Below are 20045 nucleotides of genomic sequence, written 5' to 3'. Positions count from 1 at the left end.
CGAGCTCTCTATGTCCATTACTACCGCTCGTCCAAATACGCTCGACGCCTGGCTGAAAAGGCTGGAAAGCGTACGTTTATCCGTACCCCAGGAAGTCAAGGAAGATGTCCGCAGGGCTCTGGCCAATGGCAACAAGACCGTTCCTGAAATTGCCGAGGTGGCGCTTCAGTCACCGATCCTGTCGCTGGTGCTGCTAAGGGAGTCCAATCGAAGCCAGCTTGGCCGGGAGAATCCTGCGGTTTCGCTGGAAGTAGCCTTGAGCCGGCTCGGGCTGGGTCCTACTGAGTACCTGTTATCGGCACTTCCGTCGGAAGCTAAAGAGAAATACTCGCCAGCCCTTTCGCAGCTCTTGTTGATCAGCGAACACGCCATGGCGCAGGCCAATGGCCTCTTCGGCAATACCCTGGCTCGCCTGCGCCAGGAGGTTCGTCTCTCTACGCTTCTGTTCCTGGCGCCCGTGTGGCCACTGGCTCAGGCTTATCCAGAACTCTGGGAAGAATGGGAGCAGCGGGTACTGGGCAACAACGAGCCGGCCATCACGGTCGAGCAGGAGCTGCTTGGCGTACCCCTTCTGGACCTGTGCCTGACCCTAGCCGAGCGCTGGAGCCTGCCCGCCTGGGTTGTAGACGGATATCGCCTGCTGGTGAAGGACCGTCGCCGCCTGGTCAAGGCGCTGCACATTGCCCACAACGATGCCCATCCTCTTCAGCAGCAACAGCGCCTGGATGAGGACTTGCCGCTACGTCGGTGGCTCACCCAGCCCGGCAACACAATTCTGTTGGCGAATGGCCTGGCCGTGGCCGCCCACCAGAGCTGGAGCAACCCGCACATCCTCCGCTGGCAACGGCTGGTCGGCCTCTATATGCATGAGTCACTGGATCATATTCAGCAGGTCACCCATCAGGCCGCCGCGCAGCATGCTCGCCAACAGTTCATTCCAGGCCTTTGGCATCCGGCCGAAGCCCTGATCTGGCCCTGGGATGCAAGACGCCTGCACTCAAACAGGAAGGCCGCGCCTGACACCCAATCAGCCGCGGCCAATAACCAAACGCCAGGCGATGGGCTGGACGCATGGCGCCGATATTGTGCCGAACTGGTAAAGACGCCCAGTTCCTTTAGCAACGGCATCCAGCTGACGGCTTGCGCCAGGGATGCCTTGGCGGCAACCGGCCTGCCACGCCTGCTCCTGTTGACACCCGATGCGGACCAAACAGTGCTCATGGCCCAAGGCATCCATGGCCTGCCCGAGGCAGCCAAGGGGCTTCAGCTGCCTATCAACAATCATCCCCTGCTGCGCAAGCTGATGAGCGATCCCGCCCAACTTCGTATTACCCCGGAGAACAGCGCTCAGTTTCGCCCTCACCTGCCTGGTAATCTGCAAGCCCTGTTTCCACACTCACACATGGTGCTGCGCTCGATGGGCAACAAAGGTCGCGTTTCGATGCTGGCTATCATTGACAACGGAGGCGAGCCGTTTTCCGAGCGCGACCAGCAGGCTATCAATAAAACTGTCACCTGCATCGAGCGTGGCGTGACGAGTTACGCCCAACGACTCACATGATCGCTACAATCGAACCCATGATTTCAGACCGGATGACCTGATATGTCCTTTACAGACCTGCCGCTCGTGATCGAGCCTGCCGACCTTGCCGCCCGCCTCGACACGCCGGAGCTGATTCTGGTCGATCTATCCAGCGCTGCGCATTATGCCGAGGGGCATGTGCCCGGCGCCCACTTCATTGCGCCCCAGCGTACACAATTGGGCAAACCTCCAGCGCCAGGGCTTCTCCCTGAAAAAGCCGACCTGGAAATGTTGTTCAGCGAACTGGGCCATCGCCCTGAGGCCGTTTATGTCGTGTATGACGACGAAGGCGGTGGCTGGGCAGGACGGTTCATCTGGTTGCTGGATGTGATCGGTCATCACCGCTACCATTACCTTAACGGCGGCCGTCATGCCTGGATCGAAGCGGGCCTGCCATTGACGCAGGATGTGCCACCGCCGGTGGATACGCCGGTTAACCTCACGCTGCATGATGAGCCTACTGCAACGCGTGAGTATCTGCAGAGCCGCTTGGGTGCGGAAGATCTGGCCATCTGGGATGCACGCGGGCCACAGGAATATCGAGGCGAAAAAGTCCTGGCAGCCAAGGGCGGGCATATCCCGGGCGCCATCAATTTCGAGTGGACGGCCGGCATGGACCCGGCACATAGCCTGCGTATCCGCAGCGATATGGCCGAAACACTTAATGCCTTGGGGATCACGCCCGATAAGGAAGTGATTACCCATTGCCAGACGCACCACCGCTCGGGATTTACCTATCTGGTCGCCAAGGCGCTGGGCTACCCCCGAATCAAGGGTTATGCCGGCTCCTGGGGAGAATGGGGAAATCATCCGGATACACCGGTCGAACGCTGATAGCGGGTTTCCAGCGGCGAGCCGAATGGCTGTACAATGAAACGAGAACCGGGTCACAGCAATCTGACCCGGCCTTTTCTGTTTTGCCTTGTCTGGCCTCGCCCGCGGGTTCACGCTTCATATATTGCCGCTCAAGGACACACCATGAATTTGAAAGACCGCCTGTTCATTCTTAGCCAGCACGTACTGCCTCATCACTTCCTTTCACGGTTGATTGGCGGCTTCGCCGAGTGCCGGATGCCTTGGTTCAAGAATGCCCTGACGGCATGGTTTGCCCGTCGCTACGACGTGGATATGCGCCAGGCTCAGGTCGAAGACCTGACGGCATACGAAAACTTCAATGCATTCTTTACCCGCAGCTTAAAGCCAGATGCACGTCCGCTACCGGAAGATCCGACAGCCATTGTTAGCCCGAGCGACGGCGAAGTCAGCCAGATCGGTCAGGTCGAGCATGGCCGTATTTTTCAGGCCAAGGGGCATAGCTACAGTCTGCTGGAGCTTGTAGGTGGTGATGCCCAACGGGCTGCACCGTTCATGGGTGGATCGTTCGCGACGATCTACTTATCGCCCAAGGACTATCACCGCGTACACATGCCCATTTCCGGCACGCTGAAAGAGATGGTGTATGTGCCCGGGCGAATCTTTTCGGTCAATCACCTGACCGCCGAGAACGTTCCGGAATTGTTTGCCCGCAATGAACGTGTCGTGTGCATCTTCGATACCGAACGCGGTCCGATGGCCATGATTCTGGTCGGTGCCATGATCGTGGCCAGTATCGAGACCGTTTGGGCCGGTATGGTGACACCACCCAAGCGCATGTTGAAAACAACACGTTACGACGAAGCGGCACGTGCGCTCATTCATCTGGAAAAAGGTGAAGAAATGGGCCGTTTCAAGCTGGGCTCCACGGTTATCGTCCTGTTTGGCCCTGATCAAGTGAACTGGGCTCAGGAGCTAGGCGCCTTCAGCACGGTCAATATGGGACAGCAGATTGGCTCGCCCAAGGTCGCCGAGGTTATCGAGCCTCTGTTGGGAGACGTCTGACACCTGCGACACAGGGACGCTAGCCCGATACCGCTGGCGTCCAGTAGTTGAATATTGGGGATAATGACTGTTATCGCCGCTCAGTCTGGAGAACCGACAGTCAATGGATAGTAAAGGCCCTCAGCAGTTGCTGCGGGTACCGACGCCCACGCAGCGGAGCCTTACGTTCTGCGAAGCCAGCCCCGCCGGATTGAAACGCTGGCTGGACCAATTGCCGCGAGCAAAGCTCGGGGAAGTGGCGCGTCTGTTGTACCAGGGGATGCTGGAAATCAACCAGCTGATCCAGTCGAACGATCAACGTCTGCGCATGCTTGAGTTATTGCGACCGGAAGTGAACCGGACGTGTGTCATGCTCGAACGCCATGTTCTTGACCAGCCCATTGTGCTGGACGAGCGCTCACGCAAGGTAGCCAACCTGTGTCAGGCGCTACAGAACCATATGGCGGCAGGCTACAAGTTGGTGGTGGTCGACGAACTCAATACGCCCTCGCGTGATCGGGCCAGCCTGTTGCCATTGGCCCTACAGCGCGCCATGAAAGGCCTTTACGGCCCGCTGATTCGCGCAGCCCAATTGTATACCCCAGCAGCCGATCATCTCTGGCTGGAGCTGCATCAGCTCTTCCAGATCGCCCTGCGTCTCAACCTGCAGGGCCAGCGTGTACGGGACGACCTACTGACGCGCCCTGACGGCCAGAGTTTGCAGGAGGCCTATGCTGTCCCGCTGTTATTTGGGGCAGCGCGGTGTAACCAGATGCGCCAGCGTCAGATTGCCCAGCTGGTCGAGTACCTCGATCAATGGGCAAATCTCGTGCAGATAAAACCCGCTGACCAGCCAGGCGTACTGTTTGTAGTCGCACCTCAGATCGATGCGCCGCCACGTTACCGAACCCTCCTCAAGGAGGCCAGCCTGAGCGGCCTGCTAGGCCTGTCAACACAGGTATTGGTCAGCCAGATTTCTGATTATCTGGCATTGCCACCGGAGGAGCGCAGCCGTGCACGCCTGCCAGTGCAGCCGGACATCAGCACGGACCTGCTGCAACACCTGCGCGCGGCATGGGGGCAGGAATCCGACCGGGCCTTTCAGCGCACCCCGGGTCAAGGACGCCTGGAGATCTGCATTGGCATGAGTGCGCTGCACTATCACCTTTCGGGTCGCGTAGCCTTTGCCCAGACGCTCAACCTGCCGGAACCGCCCAAGTCCAAGCCGGACTTTGCCCCGGCCGAGAAGACGTCGGATGTATGGTCACTGGCCTTCGATGCCGAGCACAATACAAGTTTGGACGCGCATGAGGAAATCCACTACGACACGCCTGTGGATGTGAAAAGCGAACAGATTGAGCTGGATAAAACCTACCCCCTCTTCTCGCTGCCCATCGTCAATCACAGTCCGGGCGGCTACTGCGTCAGCTGGCCTGGGGAAGTGCCGGACCAACTGCAAGCGGGTGAAGTGCTGGGGCTGCGCGGCCTGAACGAGAACAGCTGGGGGATTGCAGTCATTCGCTGGATACGCCAGGTCCCTGGCAGCGGTACCCAGATGGGCGTCGAGCTGTTGGCGCCTACGGCTCGCCCCTGTGGATTGCAGCTGCTTCGCAAGACCGAGCAACACAGCCAATATCTGAGAGGCCTGCTGCTTCCAGAAATCAAGGCCATAGACCAGTCTCCCTCTCTCGTTGCCCCGCGTCTGCCCTTCCAAGAAGGCAGCAAGATTCAGATCAATCAGAAGGGAGTCGAGCAACAAGGCATGCTGACAAGGCGTCAAAATGCTACCGTTAGCTTCAGCGTCTTCGAATACCGTCTGCTGGAGCAGGCGCGACCGACGCCAGAAACACCCAGGCCGGGAAGCCAGGGACCGTCCTCCAACACAGAGGACGATTTTGACTCCTTATGGAAGTCTCTGTAGATTCCAGCCTCTTCGATTATTAACCGCTTTAACTGTCCGGGTTCATACGTAGACCTATGGCTATCGAAAAGAAGACCATCCGCCTGCTCATTGTTGAGGAGTCACAGAATGAAGCCGAGCGACTGGTAAGTCTGTTTCGAAATGCGGGCTGCGCAACCCGGGCACAGTGCGTCACAGAGCCGGACGAGCTGGCCACTGCACTTCAGCAGAGTTGGGACCTGCTCATTGCGGCGCCCAACTGTGAAGAGCTTTCTCCTCACGAGGCGCTCAAGACCATCAAGCGCCAGGCCAAGGATATTCCGGTTATCCAGCTGGTCGACCCTGAAGAGCCCGACGCGATTACCCAGGCTTTACTGAATGGGGCTCAGGATGCCGTTCCGCTGGGTGAAGACGAACGACTCGTGCTCGTATCCCGGCGCGAGATTGGCAATCTGGAAGTGCGGCGTGCCTATCGCACCGCCGAACTAGCCCTGCATGAAGCAGAAAAGCGATGCCAATTACTTTTGCAAAGCTCCGAAGATGCCATCGCCTATGTCCATGACGGGATGCATGTTCATGCCAATCCCATTTACCTGCAGCTATTCGGGTATACGGATGTGGAAGAACTGGAAGGGATGCCGGTCATTGATCTGGTGGCAAGCGATGATCAGCAGGCGTTTCGCGATTTTCTCAAGCAATACTCCAACGATCCCGAAGCCAACGGCACAGCCCGATTCCTCTGCCAGGGCTTGCGCGCCGATGGCTCTACCTTCACGGCGGACATGAGCTTCTCTCCAGCCACCTACGAAGATGAGCCCTGCATTCAGGTTGTCATCCGTGACGGCAACCAGAACGATGCCGAGCTGGAAGAAAAGTTGCGGGAAGCCACCAGCGTAGACCCTGTCACCGGCCTGCTGAATCGCACCCGGCTTGTAGAGGCGCTGGAAGCGGAAATGGAGAAAGTGGTCCAGCACGGTCAGACAGCCAGCTTCGCCTACCTGCAGCTGGACCGGTACGCGGCCATCCTCGCTGAAATCGGCATTTCCGACATTGATGCGCTGCTGGCCGCCCTGGCCAACCAGCTGAAAGAGCACTTCGCACCGCCAGCACTGCTTGCACGGTTCAGCGACGATGCATTTGCCGTCCTGGTTCAGGGCAGCACTGCCGAGCAGCTTGAAAGCCGCCTGAAACCACTGCTCCGTCAAGCGGTGTCACAGCCTATCGAAATCAACAAGCGGGCCTTGCAACCCTCCTATTCCATTGGCTTGACGGCTCTTGATGAGCAGACCGTCAATGCGCACGAAATCATGGACCGCGCTCACCGCTGCGCCCTGGCGATTGCTAAACAGGGCGGTAATGCCATCAAACGATACGACCCGGCAGAAGAACTGGCCGCAGCAGCCAGCCGAGGCAGCCTGATTGCCATTGTGCAACAGGCGCTGGAACAGAGCCGTTTCCGCCTGCTCTTCCAGCCACTCATCAGCCTGCGTGGTGACAGCCGCGAGCACTATGAAGTGCTGCTCCGCCTGAACAATACTCAGAACGAAGAAGTACCGCCGGCCGAGTTCTTCCGGGTAGCGGAAGAAAGCGGACTAAGTGCAAAGATAGACCGATGGGTAATCCATAACGCCATCAAGGTATTGGTCGACCACCGCGCCCGTGGGCACGATACCTGCCTGTTCATTCACCTGTCCGCCGCCTCGCTACAGGACGCAAGACTCCTGCTCTGGCTGCAGGCGGCCTTGCAGGCCGCTCGCTTACCGTCTGAATCCCTGATCTTCCAAATTAGCGAGGCCAATGCTCTGGCTCACCTCAACCAGACCAAGATCATGGCCAACGGCCTGAAAAAGCTGGGGCATCGCGTCACTCTGGGTCAATTCGGCTGTGCATTGGCGCCGTTCAATATTCTCAAGCAGGTTCCAATCGATTTCCTCAAGGTAGACGGCTCGTTTGTCCGCGACCTGGGCAATCCGGAAAACCAGGAAACGCTGAAAAACCTCATTAGCGGCATTCAGGAACACAAAAAGCTGTGCATCGTGCCGTTCGTTGAAAACGCCACGATCCTCGCAACGCTCTGGCAGTCCGGTGTGAATTACATCCAGGGTTACTACCTGCAGGAACCCAGCCAGGCAATGAACTATGAATTCGTCGCGGACGAATAAGCGACAGACATGAAAAAGCCGGCAATAGCCGGCTTTTCTTTCAGCGCCTGATCAAAGCACGTGGTCTCGGTCTCTGACACCCAGCAGATACAGCACGCCATCCAAACCCAGTGTTGTAATTGACTGGCGCGCCGACTGACGCACAAGCGGCTTGGCGCGAAAGGCAACGCCCAACCCGGCCAGACCCAGCATAGGCAAGTCGTTTGCCCCATCCCCTACGGCAATGGTCTGTTCAAGGCTCAGCCCTTCCTTCATGGCCAGTTCACGCAGCAGATCGGCCTTGCGCTGCGCGTCCACAATGGGCTCTACCGCCACACCGGTCACCTTGCCGTCCACTGTTTCCAACTCGTTGGCATAGACATAATCGATGCCCAGCCGAGCCTGGATCTGACGGGCAAAGTAAGTAAAACCGCCGGACAGGATGGCGGTCTTGTATCCCAATCGCTTGAGCTCGGAAAACAGTCGCTCGGCGCCTTCGGTCAGACGCAGCCCTGCACCGATGTCTTCGAGTACCGTTTCAGGCAGGCCGTTGAGCAGGGCGAGTCGCTCCTTGAAGCTGGCCCTGAAATCGAGCTCACCGCGCATGGCTCGCTCGGTGATGGCGGCAACCCGCTCTCCGATACCAGCGGCCTTGGCCAGCTCATCAATGACTTCCGCCTGGATCAATGTTGAATCCATGTCGAATACGGCCAGTCGCCGATGGCGGCGGAACAGCGTGTCAGCCTGAAATCCGATATCCATCTCAAGGTTCTGGGTCGCAGTGAAAAAGGCAGCCTTGAGCCCCTCCAGATCCTGCGGCTCACCCGCCAGCGTGAATTCCAGCGCAGCACGCTCCCTGGCGTCAGGTGCCGACAGCCGCTCGATACGCTCAATGGTCATACCGTGGGACTCGACAAGTTCGCTCACATGTTGAACCTGGTGGGCGTCCAGCTGGCGTCCCATGAGCGTCAGGATATGGCGAGGAGCCAACTCGTTGGCCTGCCACGCGGCATAAGCCTCTGCATCCAGAGCAGCCAGGTGCACTCTGGCCCCCACGGCCGCAGCGCGTAGTTCGAGCGCTTCACCCAAGGCAGCGGCATCAGCGCCTTCGGGCAACTTGATGAGCAACGCAAGTGTTACGGCCCCCTGCACACGACTCTGACGAATATCCAGCAACGCTGCGCCTGACTCGGCCACTACGCTCGTCAATGCAGCACTCAAGCCGGGGCCGGCATACCCGGTGCTGGTAATGAGAAGAATGTCTCGCAAGGCGCAGCCTCCACCAAGGGGTCAAAAACTCGATTCTACCTGTTTCCGAAAACGGTGCAGAACCACCCATACGCAGACGAGTGGTTGACGGACTCGGTTAGTACGCTTTAACGACCTCTGGTCGCTGGTTATACTTCGCTCCACATTTTTGCCCAAAGAATTCACCAGTGACCCGGCACGCGACCGTCAAGCCCGACAATTTCTTCGTTCTGCTGTTTCGTGCAATGCGCCAGCGCCGTGTTCCTATCGCGCTCCGCATTGTTTCCCATAGCCTTATTCTCGTCATCGCCGCCCTGGTGATCTATGCCGTTGTCGTGGCCTTGCAGTTCCGGCATGCCATGCAGCAACAGGCCGATGCCGTAGGTCAGACGCTGGTTACCCAGACGGCCGCCTCAGCGACGGAGCTGCTGGTATCCAACGATACGCTGAGCCTCAACGTGCTCTTGGGCAATCTGGCGCGTAATCCGCTGGTTGCCCATGCGGCAGTGTTCAGCCCGGATAATCGTGTACTGGCCGAAGCAGGCACCCGCCCGACGCGCAATCTTCTGGGCGAGGCGGAAGGCATCTACTCCACATCAATCAAGTTTCAAGACGTGACCACTGGCCAGCTGCGTATCAGTCTGGACATGAATCAGTTCCAGCAACCCATGGTGATCAGCCTGCAAAACATGGGATTGTTGGCGCTTATCCTGTTAATGCTGACTCTGATTCTCAGCCTTCGCCTGGGCCGCAACATTTCCACGCCCCTGCTGGAGCTGCGCGTCTGGCTGCGTGACCCGGATGATCCGGCTCCCAGCGTTGGTCGTCAGGATGAAATTGGTGACTTGGCACGTCAGCTCCAGGCGCGGTTGGTCCCGGAAAAACCCAAACCGGCACCGGTTAAACCGTCCAAGAAAGCTAAGGCAGCAGCTCCGGTAGAAGGCGACGAGGACAACCCGTTCCTCGATGAAAGCGCCGGTATCAAGGTTCGCTCCACCTCACCACGCAAGGCTGCCGCAGCCGCTAAGAAACCGGCCAAAGCACCGGTGACTACCGAAGACGGTGACGACGAGTTCGACGAAGACGCCTTTGCCGATGTCATGCCGGACGAGGCAGAAAACGAAGTTGTAGAGACAGCGGCAGCCGCCGAGCCCGTTACACCGGCCATGGCGTCAGAACCCGACATCGTTTCCAGCGCGGTACTGGCGATCCAGCTCGGGTCTCAAGAGCAGTTACGCAAGCTGCCCCGTGCGCGCCTGGTCAGTCTTCTGGAGCGTTACAGGGATTGCCTGGAGCAGGCCACCTCGCTGTACAAGGGTGAACTGCATAGCCTCATCGATGGCGGCAGCCTGATCCTTTTCCACGAAACCCAGGGCGAAGATGATTATCTGACTCATGCCTTGTGCTGCGGTGAAATCATGCGAGCGCTAGGCCATGCCCTTCAGGTCGAAGTAGCCGACAGCGGGATCACGCTGCAGCTGCAGCTGGGTCTGACGCAGGGCGAACGTCTGGTGAACCTGAAGCTGCCCGAGCTGCTCAATAACGATACGGTCCGGAACGCTATCGCACTCAGTCGGCACAGTCGCAACCTGCTCCTGGTCGAGCACAGCATCGCCGATGATGAACTGCTGCGCCAGCGTGCCCGAATCCGCTCTATTGCGAGTCCAGAAGGTGCCAGCTGTGTCGAACGCCTGCTTGAACCCTATTCGTCTACCCTTGAACGCCATCTGGTTCGTCTCGAATCCCGTTAAAGCCGGCACACGCCGGCTGGCGGCCCGCATCCATCAGGGCCGTTCCCTCTGGATGGTAAGGCCGCCCTATCGGGCGACCCGAGCGCTTCTTCCCCTGGGGCTCGCCATGAGCCTCGTAATTCTTCCCGCCCCTTTCGCTCAGGCAGCCGAGATCCGTCTGCCGGATGGCTCGGTCTACCACGGCGATGTGGAGCGCGGACGCCTGCAAGGTGAGGGGCGCCTCGATTGGGCCAATGGCAACTGGCTGCGGGCCTCGTTCAGAGACGGCCTGGCCGAAGGCCTGGGCGAGCGGTTTTTTGTGGATGGCACCCGCTATCGAGGCCGCTTTCACCATGGCCTCTATGAAGGCCAGGGGCAGCTGACCTCCCCCAGCGGACGTTACGAAGGCTCCTTCCACCGGGGGATGTACCATGGCAAAGGGGTCTTGGAGTCCAATGACGGCTGGCGTTACGAAGGTGATTTCTTCGAGGGCCGCATGCAGGGCCGCGGCGCGCGGACTGAAAGCGACGGCAGTCAATATAACGGCATTTTCACGGATGGCCGCCTGAACGGCAGAGGTCAATGGGTCGATCAGGAAGGCAATCTGTACGAAGGCAACTTTGTTGACAGTGCTTTCTCCGGCCAGGGTCGCTATCAAAGCGTAGATGGTAATGTCTGGGAAGGGTCCTTCCAGAAAGGGGAAATGACCGGCCAAGGCAAGTACCATGGCAGCGATGGCAGCCGTTACAGCGGCAGCTTCAAAAGCTGGCAGTACCATGGGCTGGGGCAATACACCGAGGCAGACGGCAGCGTGTATATCGGTGACTTCCTGAACGGCCAGTTCGATGGCAATGGCACCTACACCCATGCCGATGGGCGCCGCGAAAGCGGGCTCTGGAGCGAAGGCCAGTTCATCCGCAGCGATGACGGTGTTTACCAACCTGACCCCATGGAAGTTGCGCTACTGGAACAAGGCGAGCGCCTGGGTCAGGAACTCAATAACGTCCGTCCCTCTACGGCCAGTACCGAGCTTTACGGTATTACTCTAGCAGGCGATGGCGATCAGCGCGTGTTTCAACGTGAAGCCGATTATGTCGCCAAGCTGATGGTCAATCGTTTTAATGCCCGTAGCGTGGTTCGCCTGATCAATCAGCGTGATCTTAAAAGCGTAACCCCACTGGCAACGCGGGAAAATCTTCATCGCGCCATTGCCACCCTGGCCGAGCGCTCAGGGCCTGAGGATTTGATCTTTGTCTACCTCACCAGCCATGGCTCCTCCGACCATCGTTTATCCTTGAGCGAGCCGGGTCTGCAACTGGCCAGCTTGCCGGCCATTGAGTTTGCGTCCCTGCTTGAGCCGCTGAAGAACCGTGACAAGATCGTTGTCGTTTCAGCCTGCTACAGCGGCGGCTTCCTTCCCCCGCTGCAGGATGACCATACCATGGTCATTACCGCCTCACGCGCGGACCGGACGTCTTTTGGCTGCACGGACGAAGCGGACTTCACTTATTTTGGCAAGGCCTTGTTTGCAGAAGCCTTCCAGGCAACAGACGATCCCGAGCAGGCATTTTCGATCGCCAGCAAGCGTGTCGCCGAGCGCGAGGCGGCACAAGGGTTCGAGCCATCGGAGCCGCAGATCTGGGCGCCGCCTGCTGTTCTGAAAAAATGGCAGGCCTATCGCGCCGGATCAACCAGCCACGTTGCAGAGCAATGAGCCTTTCGCCCTTAAATGTTGTCCGATGGGATAAGGGCGGGCATTACAACGAAGCGGACCGGACAGAAGCGCGGGCCGCCTACCTGCTCCGCCAGTCATGCTCATCGAAAGGAGCTTTGCGATGCACCTGACTCCGCAACATGTCCTGATTGCAGGCGCCACGGGGCTTACCGGCGAACACTTACTGGATCGCCTGCTGAATGAGCCAACCATTCAACGTGTCCTGGCGCCCACCCGCCGACCACTTCCTGCTCATCCACGCCTGGAAAACCCGGTCGGCGAATTGCTGGATATGCTGTCTCAGCTCACCGGCCCGCTGGACACGGCCTTTTGCTGCCTGGGCACCACGATCAAGAAAGCTGGCTCACAGGAAGCCTTTCGCGCCATTGATTATGACCTGCCCATCGCTGTCGGACGTCGCGCACGCGAACTGGGTGCCAGACACTTTGTGGTTATCAGTGCCATTGGTGCCGATGCTTCCTCTTCGATCTTTTACAACCGGGTAAAAGGTGAGCTTGAAGAGGCACTACAGGATCAAGGCTGGCCGCAGATCACCTTTGCACGCCCCTCGCTGTTGCTCGGCCCCCGTAACGAGCCGCGGTTGGGCGAGCAGATTGCCGCCCCGCTCTCCCAGCTGCTGCCTGGCAAGTGGCATGGCATTGAGGTCTGCGTGTTGGCACGAGCACTCTGGCGACTCGCGTTGGAGGAAGGCGACGGTGTTCGTTTTGTCGAGTCGGACGAGTTACGCCGGCTGGGGCGTTGACGCACTGGCCAGGGCCTCCTCAACCAGCCAGTCATGCAGTGAACGTACACGTGGATCAGCGAGAGCACCTTGCGCATAAAGCAGAACATAACGCTTGCGCGCCGGTACGGATACCCCGAAGGGAATAACCAACGCACCCCGCTCCAGCTCGTTAGTGATCAAATGGCGCCGCGCGATGGCAACCCCCATGCCGGCAATGGCCGCCTCAATAGTCAGGTGATTGCGATTGAACGTATGACCTCGCCTGACATCCAGTGCAGGGGCGCCAATGGACGCTAGGTAAAACTCCCACTCGGCATACTCATAACTGCCGCGCCAGGCAGTGATGTCATGCAGCAATGGGTAATGATCCAGCGCCTCGGGACGATCAAGTGACGGGCGCCCCTCCAACAGCGAAGGAGCACACACCGGAAATATCTGCTCGTCCAGCAACGACGTGGATGCAAGACCAGGATAACTACCGTCATTAAGATCAATGGCAAGGTCAAACTCGCCCTCGCGCAGCGACCATGAACTGTCCTCAGCAACGACCCGAAGCTGGATATCCGGAAAGCGAGCCTGCAGCTTGGGTAGCCGCGGCATGACCCATTTGCCGAGAAAGGAAGGAATCGAGCGTAGCCGGAGCACGCCGCCAAACTGACCGGCATTCAGCCGTCGCAGCTCCGCATCCACAAGTCCTGAGGCCTGATTGACCGTTGAGGCCAGCCGTTGCCCCTCCGCCGTCAGCTCCAGCCCACGGGCTATTCGGTGAAACAGCTTGAACCCCAACCGCTCTTCCAGCTGTCGCATCTGCTGGCTAATGGCGCCTGGCGTTACGTGCAACTCCTCGGCACAGCGGGTAAAGGACAGGTGGCGTGCCGCACAGGCAAATACTTGAAGCCAAGCTTGCGTTTGCGCGTTTAGGATCCGGCTCATGGGTTTAGCTCTACTAAAGGGTCGCTTAGAACGTATCGATTGTGCAGGGAGGCCGCTTTTCCCATGATGATCCTCAGACTGTTACGTACGTTACGGTCACCATTGAACCTCATATTCAGGACTTCAGCATGGCCATCAGCGTATTCGACCTGTTTAAAATCGGCGTGGGTCCTTCCAGCTCTCACACGGTAGGCCCCATGCGAGCCGGTGCATTATTCGTCTCCACCTTACGTGAGCAACAATGCCTGGAGCAGACTCGCCGGGTAGAAGTACGCCTGTATGGCTCCCTGTCCGCAACAGGTGTCGGGCACGGGACTGACCGTGCAACGTTGATGGGGCTGATGGGAGAGTGGCCAGACCGGGTTGATCCCGACCGGATCGAGCCCTGTATCCAGACGCTCAAGCTTGAAAACACGCTTATGCTCGGGGGTAGCCACCCCATAGAGTTCGTTTGGACACGAGACCTGCATCTGCTCCATGAGAACCTGCCTTACCATCCCAATGCAATGACCCTTACCGCATTTGGCGAGACTGGAGAGCTGTTCGAGGAAACCTACTATTCCGTGGGCGGCGGTTTTGTTATCGACAGCCAACAGGCGGCCAGCGGTCAGCGTGATCAGGATACCACTGCCCTGCCCTATGACTTCTCCAGCGCAGCAGAACTGCTACGCCTGTGCCGTGAGCATGGGTTATCCATTTCCGCCCTCATGCTCGCCAATGAAAAAGCCTGGCGCAGCGAGGATGACATTCGCGCAAACCTTTTACATATCTGGCAGACCATGCGCGAATGTATCCGGAATGGGCTGGCTCACGAAGGTGTACTGCCGGGCGGCCTTAAAGTCCCACGTCGCGCTGCTCGCCTACACCGTAGCCTGCGGGCGATGACCAACCCGAGCGTTATCAGCTCGACGCTTTCAGCCATGGAGTGGGTCAACCTGTTCGCCTTGGCGGTCAACGAGGAAAATGCCGCGGGAGGTCGCATGGTAACGGCGCCTACCAACGGCGCGGCGGGCATCATTCCTGCGGTACTGATGTACTACATGAAATTCAACCCGGATGCTAACGATGAAGATGTTGTGCGCTATCTGCTGGCCGCAGCCGCAGTAGGTATTCTGTGTAAAAAGAATGCCTCGATCTCGGGCGCCGAGGTGGGGTGTCAGGGCGAAGTGGGCTCGGCCTGTGCCATGGCGGCTGCCGGGCTGGCCGAGCTGCTGGGCGCAACGCCAGAACAGGTGGAAAATGCTGCGGAAATCGGCCTCGAGCATAACCTAGGCCTGACATGCGACCCGGTGGGAGGACTGGTTCAGGTGCCCTGTATCGAGCGCAATGCCATTGCCGCCGTGAAAGCTATCAATGCCGCCCAGATGGCGCTACGCGGTGACGGAGAACATTTCATCTCGCTGGATCGAGTCATTCGCACCATGCGTGATACCGGTGCCGACATGCAGGACAAATACAAGGAAACCTCTCGGGGCGGGCTCGCTGTCAGCATGGTTGAATGCTGATCAAGGGTTGACGCACGCGCCCGGCTTTTCAAGAATCCAGGCTCTACCGAATGGGAGCCCCTCATGAGCCTGGATTCAGTCCGCGACTTTTTCACGACCTACGCCCCGGATATTCACATCATTGAGCTTGAAACCAGCACCGCAACCGTTGCCTTGGCGGCCGAGGCACATGGCGTCGAACCGGGGCGAATTGCCAAAACGCTTGGACTGAAGATTGGTGAGCGTGAGGTGCTGCTCGTGGCACGAGGCGATGCACGATTGGACAATAAAAAGCTCAAGGCTACGTTTGGCGGCAAAGCCAAGATGCTGGATGGCGAGCGCGTGCAGCTGCTGACCAGCCATCCGGTAGGCGGCGTTTGCCCATTCGGACTGGCAACGCCCATGCCGGTATATTGCGATTGCTCGCTCAAAGCTTTTGATGAGGTCCTGCCGGCAGCTGGCGCAATCCACAGCGCCGTGCGCATTACCCCGCAACGGCTGGCCGAACTGGTCGAGGCCCAATGGGTGGATGTCTGCCAGGAACCGACCGAGTAGCTGGCAGACATTGGCGCTACATCAGACGAGGCTGACCGACTGGGATGCCAATAGTGCTTCCTCCTCACGGTAACGCACGATCTCCTCAATGGTCAGCACCGGTATCCCGTGCTGCTGCGCGTAGTGCTCGACATCAGTACCACGCGCCATGCTGCCATCAGGGTTCATCAGCTCGCACAATACGGCCGCCGGACGTAGCCCTGCCAGCATGGCCAGCTCCACCGAGCCCTCGGTATGCCCTCGCCGCGTCAGAACGCCGCCCTCTCGTGCACGCAATGGGAAGATATGCCCCGGGCTGACAATCCGGCTCTTACCTTCACAAGAAGCCAGCGCCGCGCGAATAGTCGTCATGCGATCAGCCGCCGACACACCGGTTGTCACGCCCTCAGCCGCCTCGATGGATACTGTAAATCCCGTACCATGGCGCGCCTGGTTATTCTTGACCATGGGCGGCAGGTCTAGGCACCGCACACTGGCATCATCCAGGCACAGGCAGACAATACCGCTGCCATCCCGGATCATCTTTACCATCGTGCTCAAGGTGAGGTTTTCGGCAGCGGCTACCAGATCAGCTTCGTTTTCGCGGTCGGCATCATCAAGCAGAAGCACTGGACGCCCCTCGCGGTAGGCTGCTACAGCAGCATGCAGGCGGGAATGGCGTTGTGGGTCGAGCATAGGCATGAAACGTCCTCGTTGGAGTGAGTGAACGTTTCAGGGCAAAAAGCGCAGACGCTACTTATGCCAGGCGGCATAGGCAGACAAACGCATCTTCTTTCATCCGGACTATAACCGTCGGCCCTGGAATCACACCAGGTCTGCTGACCTCCGACGTATCGGAGCGCTCGCGGGCTTGCCACCATGTGGTTTACCGCCGGTGGGGAATCTCACCCCGCCCTGAAGACCCGACCGACTATAACGAAGTGAAGCCGCCTTCGCCAATGCCTGGGGATAGCTCAACTGCCTCCGCGAACGTTCAGCCCGATACCCAACACCTTTGCCAGGGCAAGGGGGAATAACACCGTGTCCACCAGCAGACTGCCCGGCAGATCGAACCCGGGATAGGCGGGAGCCTCTACGCCAAAGCGCTCCGTTGGACAGCAGCCCCCTTGAATGGCATACCAGTCCAGCCGGGTTCCCGAGTAAACGATCGGAGCGCCCGGCTTGCTGGCGTTGAGCGTGCTGACGCTGGCGCAGCCACTCAGCACAAGCACCAGGCACGCACAGAGGAACTTACTCATCGCTCACCAGATGATGCTCGCCCCACCGGGGCAGCATGTCTTGGGGAATACTCAATGTATTAAGAATCCGGGCCACGACAAAGTCGATCAGATCATCCACCGTTTGCGGCTGGTGATAGAAGCCTGGCGCAGCCGGGAGAATCGTCGCGCCCAGGTTGGACAGCTTGAGCATGTTTTCCAGATGAATACTGGAAAACGGTGATTCCCTAGGCACTAGAACCAAGGTACGCCGCTCCTTGATGGCCACATCGGCAGCGCGCTCGATCAGGTTATTGCAGGCACCAGTTGCAATGGCGGACAGCGTACCGGTCGAGCATGGGCAAACCACCATGGCTGCCGGCGCACTGGAACCTGACGCCGGAGGCGCCATCCAGTCGCTCTGGCCAAAGACTCGAATCTGCCCGGGCGCAGCACCAGTGTATTCCGTCAAAAACGCCTGCATGGCCTGAGGTTTAGCCGGTAGCGCCACATCGGTCTCAGTGGCCATGACCAGCTGTGCAGCCTTGGAGATCAGGAAGTGAACCTCACGCTCCTCCTGCACCAGACAGTCAAGCAGCCGTAATCCGTATTGAGCACCAGAAGCGCCGGTCATTGCCAAAGTAATGCGTTCAGGGCCAGCCATCATGTCTCCTTACTCCGGATTACTGGGGGTAGAAGATGTATCGCGCTTGTCCTCAAGCTTGCTGGCTAGTTTAGTTTTAGCTGTCGCAACTGAGCGGACTACAGCATCACTTCCTTTATTTAAAGCTAACCGTAGGGCCTCAGAGTCATCCCGTGCAAATAACTTGATATTGTTTAACGCTTCTGGGTCTTCGCTATCAAAGTAAGGCACCGTGTCGAAATTCAGTTTGTTGGCAATCAACACAGTAGGAAAGCTGTTGCGCTTGACGTTATAGCCTTTGACCTGCTCGTTATAGAACTCGCGCCTCTCGAAGATTGTCTGCTCCAGCCGCTCTAGCTGCTCCATTAGCGTCTGGTAGGTTTCATTGGCACGCAATTGCGGATAATTCTGCGCCAACGCAGATACCCGCTCCATCGCGCCCTCAATATTGTTTGAAAGGGTAACGTGGGTTAGCTTTTCGTGCTCGCCATACCCAGAGGCTATATCGATCACCTGATTAGCCAAGTCGACCCGCTTGCGCATCGAAGCCTGCAAGTTTGAGGAGGCTTCGCGAATCGCCTGCATTGCCGCTTGCAGGCTGTTGTATTGCGAGACGACCCAAACTGCTAGCGCCACGACTAGGGCTAACAGAATCAACAAATACTCCATGATTTCACTCCATTGAAGACAAAAGGCAGCAGCGTAATGCAAAGCTTAACGCAATGCTTCAGCTAATTTTTTATGTAAGCCACCAAACCCGCCGTTACTCATGATGACTACATGGGTCCTGCCTTTCGCCGCCTCTTTAACGCGCGCGATAATGGCCTCAAGCGAGTCGCAAACAACCGCCGGCACAGGGCAATTCGCTGCTGTCTCGGCCAGATCCCACCCCAGGTTCGGCGGCGCATACCAGATAACGGAGTCGGCCTGTCGAACACTGTCCGGCAGGCCGTCACGGTGGGCGCCCAACTTCATCGAGTTGGACCGAGGCTCGATGACTGCAATGATGGATTCCTCTCCTACACGTGCTCGCAATCCCTGAAGCGTAGTGGCAATGGCCGTGGGATGATGGGCGAAGTCATCATAGATCGTGACGCCGTTGATTTCGGCAACCGTTTCCATTCGGCGCTTGACGCTCTTGAATGCATTCAACGCCTCGATCCCTTGAGGCGGCACGACGCCTACATGCCGCGCGGCGGCCAAGGTGGCCAGAGCATTGGCTACGTTATGCTGGCCGGTCAGACTCCACTCAACCGTTCCCTGTGTCTTCCCATCGAAGATTACCTCAAACCACGAGCCGTCCTCATGGAGCAAGCGGGCCTGCCACTGCCCGCCCTCTCCTGTCGTCTGAACCGGCGTCCAGCACCCCATCGTCAGGACATGAGACAGCGCTTTTTCAGCAGTTGGATGAATGATGAGTCCTTCACTTGGAATCGTACGCACCAGATGATGAAACTGCCGCTCGATCGCTGCCAGATCAGGAAAGATATCGGCATGATCGAACTCAAGATTATTCAGGATAGCGGTGCGCGGTCGATAATGGACGAACTTGGAGCGCTTATCGAAAAAGGCGCTATCGTACTCGTCAGCCTCTACGACAAAGAAAGGCGTTCCGCCCAGCCGGGCGGATATCCCAAAATTTTGGGGTACACCGCCAATCAAGAAGCCCGGGCTCATGCCTGCATGCTCCAGCACCCAGGCTAGCATGCTCGTGGTGGTGGTCTTGCCGTGGGTACCCGCTACAGCCAGAACCCAGCGTCCCTGCAATACATGATCTGCCAGCCATTGCGGTCCGGATACATAGGGCAACCCCTTGTTCAGGACATGCTCCACAGCCGGATTACCCCGGGAGAGTGCGTTGCCGATCACGACCAGATCCGGCGCCGGTTCAAGGTGGGCAGGCTCGTATCCCTGCATCAGCTCGATACCCTGTGCCTCCAGCTGCGTACTCATGGGCGGATAGACATTGGCATCGGAACCGGTCACCCGATGACCCAACTCCTTGGCCAGCACGGCCAGAGAGCCCATGAATGTCCCGCAGATGCCGAGAATGTGGATATGCATGAATAACCCCTGACAAGCGAGGCCCTGGCAGCCCCATTGAAAACGAGCCGAAGGTTAGCACAGCGCCGTCAGGACTCTATGGGTTCATCCGCCTCGTGAATCACGAAATTCCATCTGATCCCAGCCGAGCTCCGACCTTGAAAGAGAAGAAAGCAGATATCCGTGCGGTAGATCGCAAATCCCACCCTACCGTTTACCCTAATGGCTACTCGCGACCTAGAGCCTTCGCCCTATAATGGAGCTTCGACCCGCT

17 protein-coding genes and 1 riboswitch are annotated in these 20045 nt (G+C 58.4%); of the genes, 10 read left to right on the top strand and 7 right to left on the bottom strand.

The annotated features are described in order from the left end of the window. Positions 1 to 10 precede the first annotated feature (10 nt). The 5 genes from JQR90_RS02915 to JQR90_RS02895 all read left to right on the top strand — a co-directional run bounded on the left by JQR90_RS02915 (position 11) and on the right by JQR90_RS02895 (position 7501). Positions 11 to 1561, top strand: a complete 1551-nt coding sequence (locus JQR90_RS02915) for an HDOD domain-containing protein (protein ID WP_407362797.1) — start codon at positions 11 to 13, stop codon at positions 1559 to 1561. A 42-nt stretch (positions 1562 to 1603) separates the two neighbouring features. After that, on the top strand, positions 1604 to 2416 hold the full coding sequence (rhdA, locus tag JQR90_RS02910) for a thiosulfate sulfurtransferase (RefSeq protein ID WP_010796908.1): 813 nt from the start codon (positions 1604 to 1606) through the stop codon (positions 2414 to 2416). Positions 2417 to 2566: 150 nt separating this feature from the next. Further along, entirely contained in the window at positions 2567 to 3460 is an 894-nt protein-coding gene (asd, locus tag JQR90_RS02905) for an archaetidylserine decarboxylase (protein WP_037030727.1), read from the top strand. Positions 3461 to 3563: 103 nt separating this feature from the next. Further along, positions 3564 to 5360 carry a hypothetical protein gene (locus tag JQR90_RS02900; protein WP_010796906.1) on the top strand — a complete coding sequence of 599 codons (1797 nt, stop codon included), beginning with the start codon at positions 3564 to 3566 and terminating at the stop codon, positions 5358 to 5360. 56 nt (positions 5361 to 5416) lie between these two features. Beyond that, the gene (locus JQR90_RS02895; protein ID WP_010796905.1) at positions 5417 to 7501 is read left to right on the top strand and encodes an EAL domain-containing response regulator; all 2085 of its coding nucleotides are present in this window, start codon (positions 5417 to 5419) and stop codon (positions 7499 to 7501) included. A 51-nt stretch (positions 7502 to 7552) separates the two neighbouring features. Here JQR90_RS02895 and serB read toward each other — a convergent pair whose 3' ends face one another. Continuing rightward, positions 7553 to 8749, bottom strand: coding sequence for a phosphoserine phosphatase SerB (serB, locus tag JQR90_RS02890; protein ID WP_010796904.1), 1197 nt, complete (start codon positions 8747 to 8749; stop codon positions 7553 to 7555). A 167-nt stretch (positions 8750 to 8916) separates the two neighbouring features. On the opposite strand from serB, the gene JQR90_RS02885 reads away from it, so the two are divergent. The 3 genes from JQR90_RS02885 to JQR90_RS02875 all read left to right on the top strand — a co-directional run bounded on the left by JQR90_RS02885 (position 8917) and on the right by JQR90_RS02875 (position 12935). After that, entirely contained in the window at positions 8917 to 10479 is a 1563-nt protein-coding gene (locus JQR90_RS02885; RefSeq protein WP_010796903.1) for a HAMP domain-containing protein, read from the top strand. Then, complete coding sequence (locus tag JQR90_RS02880) at positions 10409 to 12172, top strand: C13 family peptidase (protein WP_286788253.1); 1764 nt, start codon at positions 10409 to 10411, stop codon at positions 12170 to 12172. The genes JQR90_RS02885 and JQR90_RS02880 overlap by 71 nt, the downstream gene beginning before the upstream one ends. Positions 12173 to 12293: 121 nt before the next feature. Then, positions 12294 to 12935, top strand: coding sequence for an oxidoreductase (locus JQR90_RS02875; RefSeq protein WP_010796901.1), 642 nt, complete (start codon positions 12294 to 12296; stop codon positions 12933 to 12935). Here JQR90_RS02875 and JQR90_RS02870 read toward each other — a convergent pair. Next, entirely contained in the window at positions 12915 to 13850 is a 936-nt protein-coding gene (locus JQR90_RS02870) for a LysR substrate-binding domain-containing protein (protein ID WP_404625245.1), read from the bottom strand. The genes JQR90_RS02875 and JQR90_RS02870 overlap by 21 nt on opposite strands. 128 nt (positions 13851 to 13978) lie before the next feature. Between JQR90_RS02870 and JQR90_RS02865 the strand changes: the two genes are divergently transcribed. Next, complete coding sequence (locus tag JQR90_RS02865; protein ID WP_404625243.1) at positions 13979 to 15355, top strand: L-serine ammonia-lyase; 1377 nt, start codon at positions 13979 to 13981, stop codon at positions 15353 to 15355. A gap of 63 nt (positions 15356 to 15418) precedes the next feature. Next, the gene (locus tag JQR90_RS02860; RefSeq protein WP_404625242.1) at positions 15419 to 15889 is read left to right on the top strand and encodes a YbaK/EbsC family protein; all 471 of its coding nucleotides are present in this window, start codon (positions 15419 to 15421) and stop codon (positions 15887 to 15889) included. Positions 15890 to 15910: 21 nt separating this feature from the next. Here JQR90_RS02860 and ribB read toward each other — a convergent pair whose 3' ends face one another. From ribB to mpl, 5 genes are all read right to left on the bottom strand, one after another. Beyond that, positions 15911 to 16570 carry a 3,4-dihydroxy-2-butanone-4-phosphate synthase gene (gene ribB, locus JQR90_RS02855; protein WP_434140395.1) on the bottom strand — a complete coding sequence of 220 codons (660 nt, stop codon included), beginning with the start codon at positions 16568 to 16570 and terminating at the stop codon, positions 15911 to 15913. Between the two features lie 81 nt (positions 16571 to 16651). Then, positions 16652 to 16795, bottom strand: a riboswitch (FMN riboswitch). 47 nt (positions 16796 to 16842) lie between these two features. Further along, positions 16843 to 17127, bottom strand: a complete 285-nt coding sequence (locus tag JQR90_RS02850) for a YceK/YidQ family lipoprotein (protein WP_010796896.1) — start codon at positions 17125 to 17127, stop codon at positions 16843 to 16845. Then, a complete protein-coding gene (ubiX, locus tag JQR90_RS02845; RefSeq protein ID WP_074823373.1) occupies positions 17120 to 17749 on the bottom strand; it encodes a flavin prenyltransferase UbiX in 630 nt (209 codons plus the stop codon). Before ubiX ends, JQR90_RS02850 begins: the two co-directional genes overlap by 8 nt. Before the next feature lie 9 nt (positions 17750 to 17758). After that, positions 17759 to 18397 (bottom strand): LemA family protein, encoded by a 639-nt coding sequence (locus tag JQR90_RS02840; protein WP_074823375.1) that lies wholly within the window; start codon positions 18395 to 18397, stop codon positions 17759 to 17761. Positions 18398 to 18442: 45 nt separating this feature from the next. Then, a complete protein-coding gene (gene mpl, locus JQR90_RS02835) occupies positions 18443 to 19792 on the bottom strand; it encodes a UDP-N-acetylmuramate:L-alanyl-gamma-D-glutamyl-meso-diaminopimelate ligase (protein ID WP_434140393.1) in 1350 nt (449 codons plus the stop codon). Positions 19793 to 20045: the final 253 nt, after the last annotated feature.

The sequence above is a fragment of the Pseudomonas sp. JZ114 genome, from assembly GCF_051027705.1.
GTDB classification, from domain to species: domain Bacteria; phylum Pseudomonadota; class Gammaproteobacteria; order Pseudomonadales; family Pseudomonadaceae; genus Chryseomonas; species Chryseomonas luteola.
This window is presented reverse-complemented; position numbering and strand designations above follow the sequence as displayed.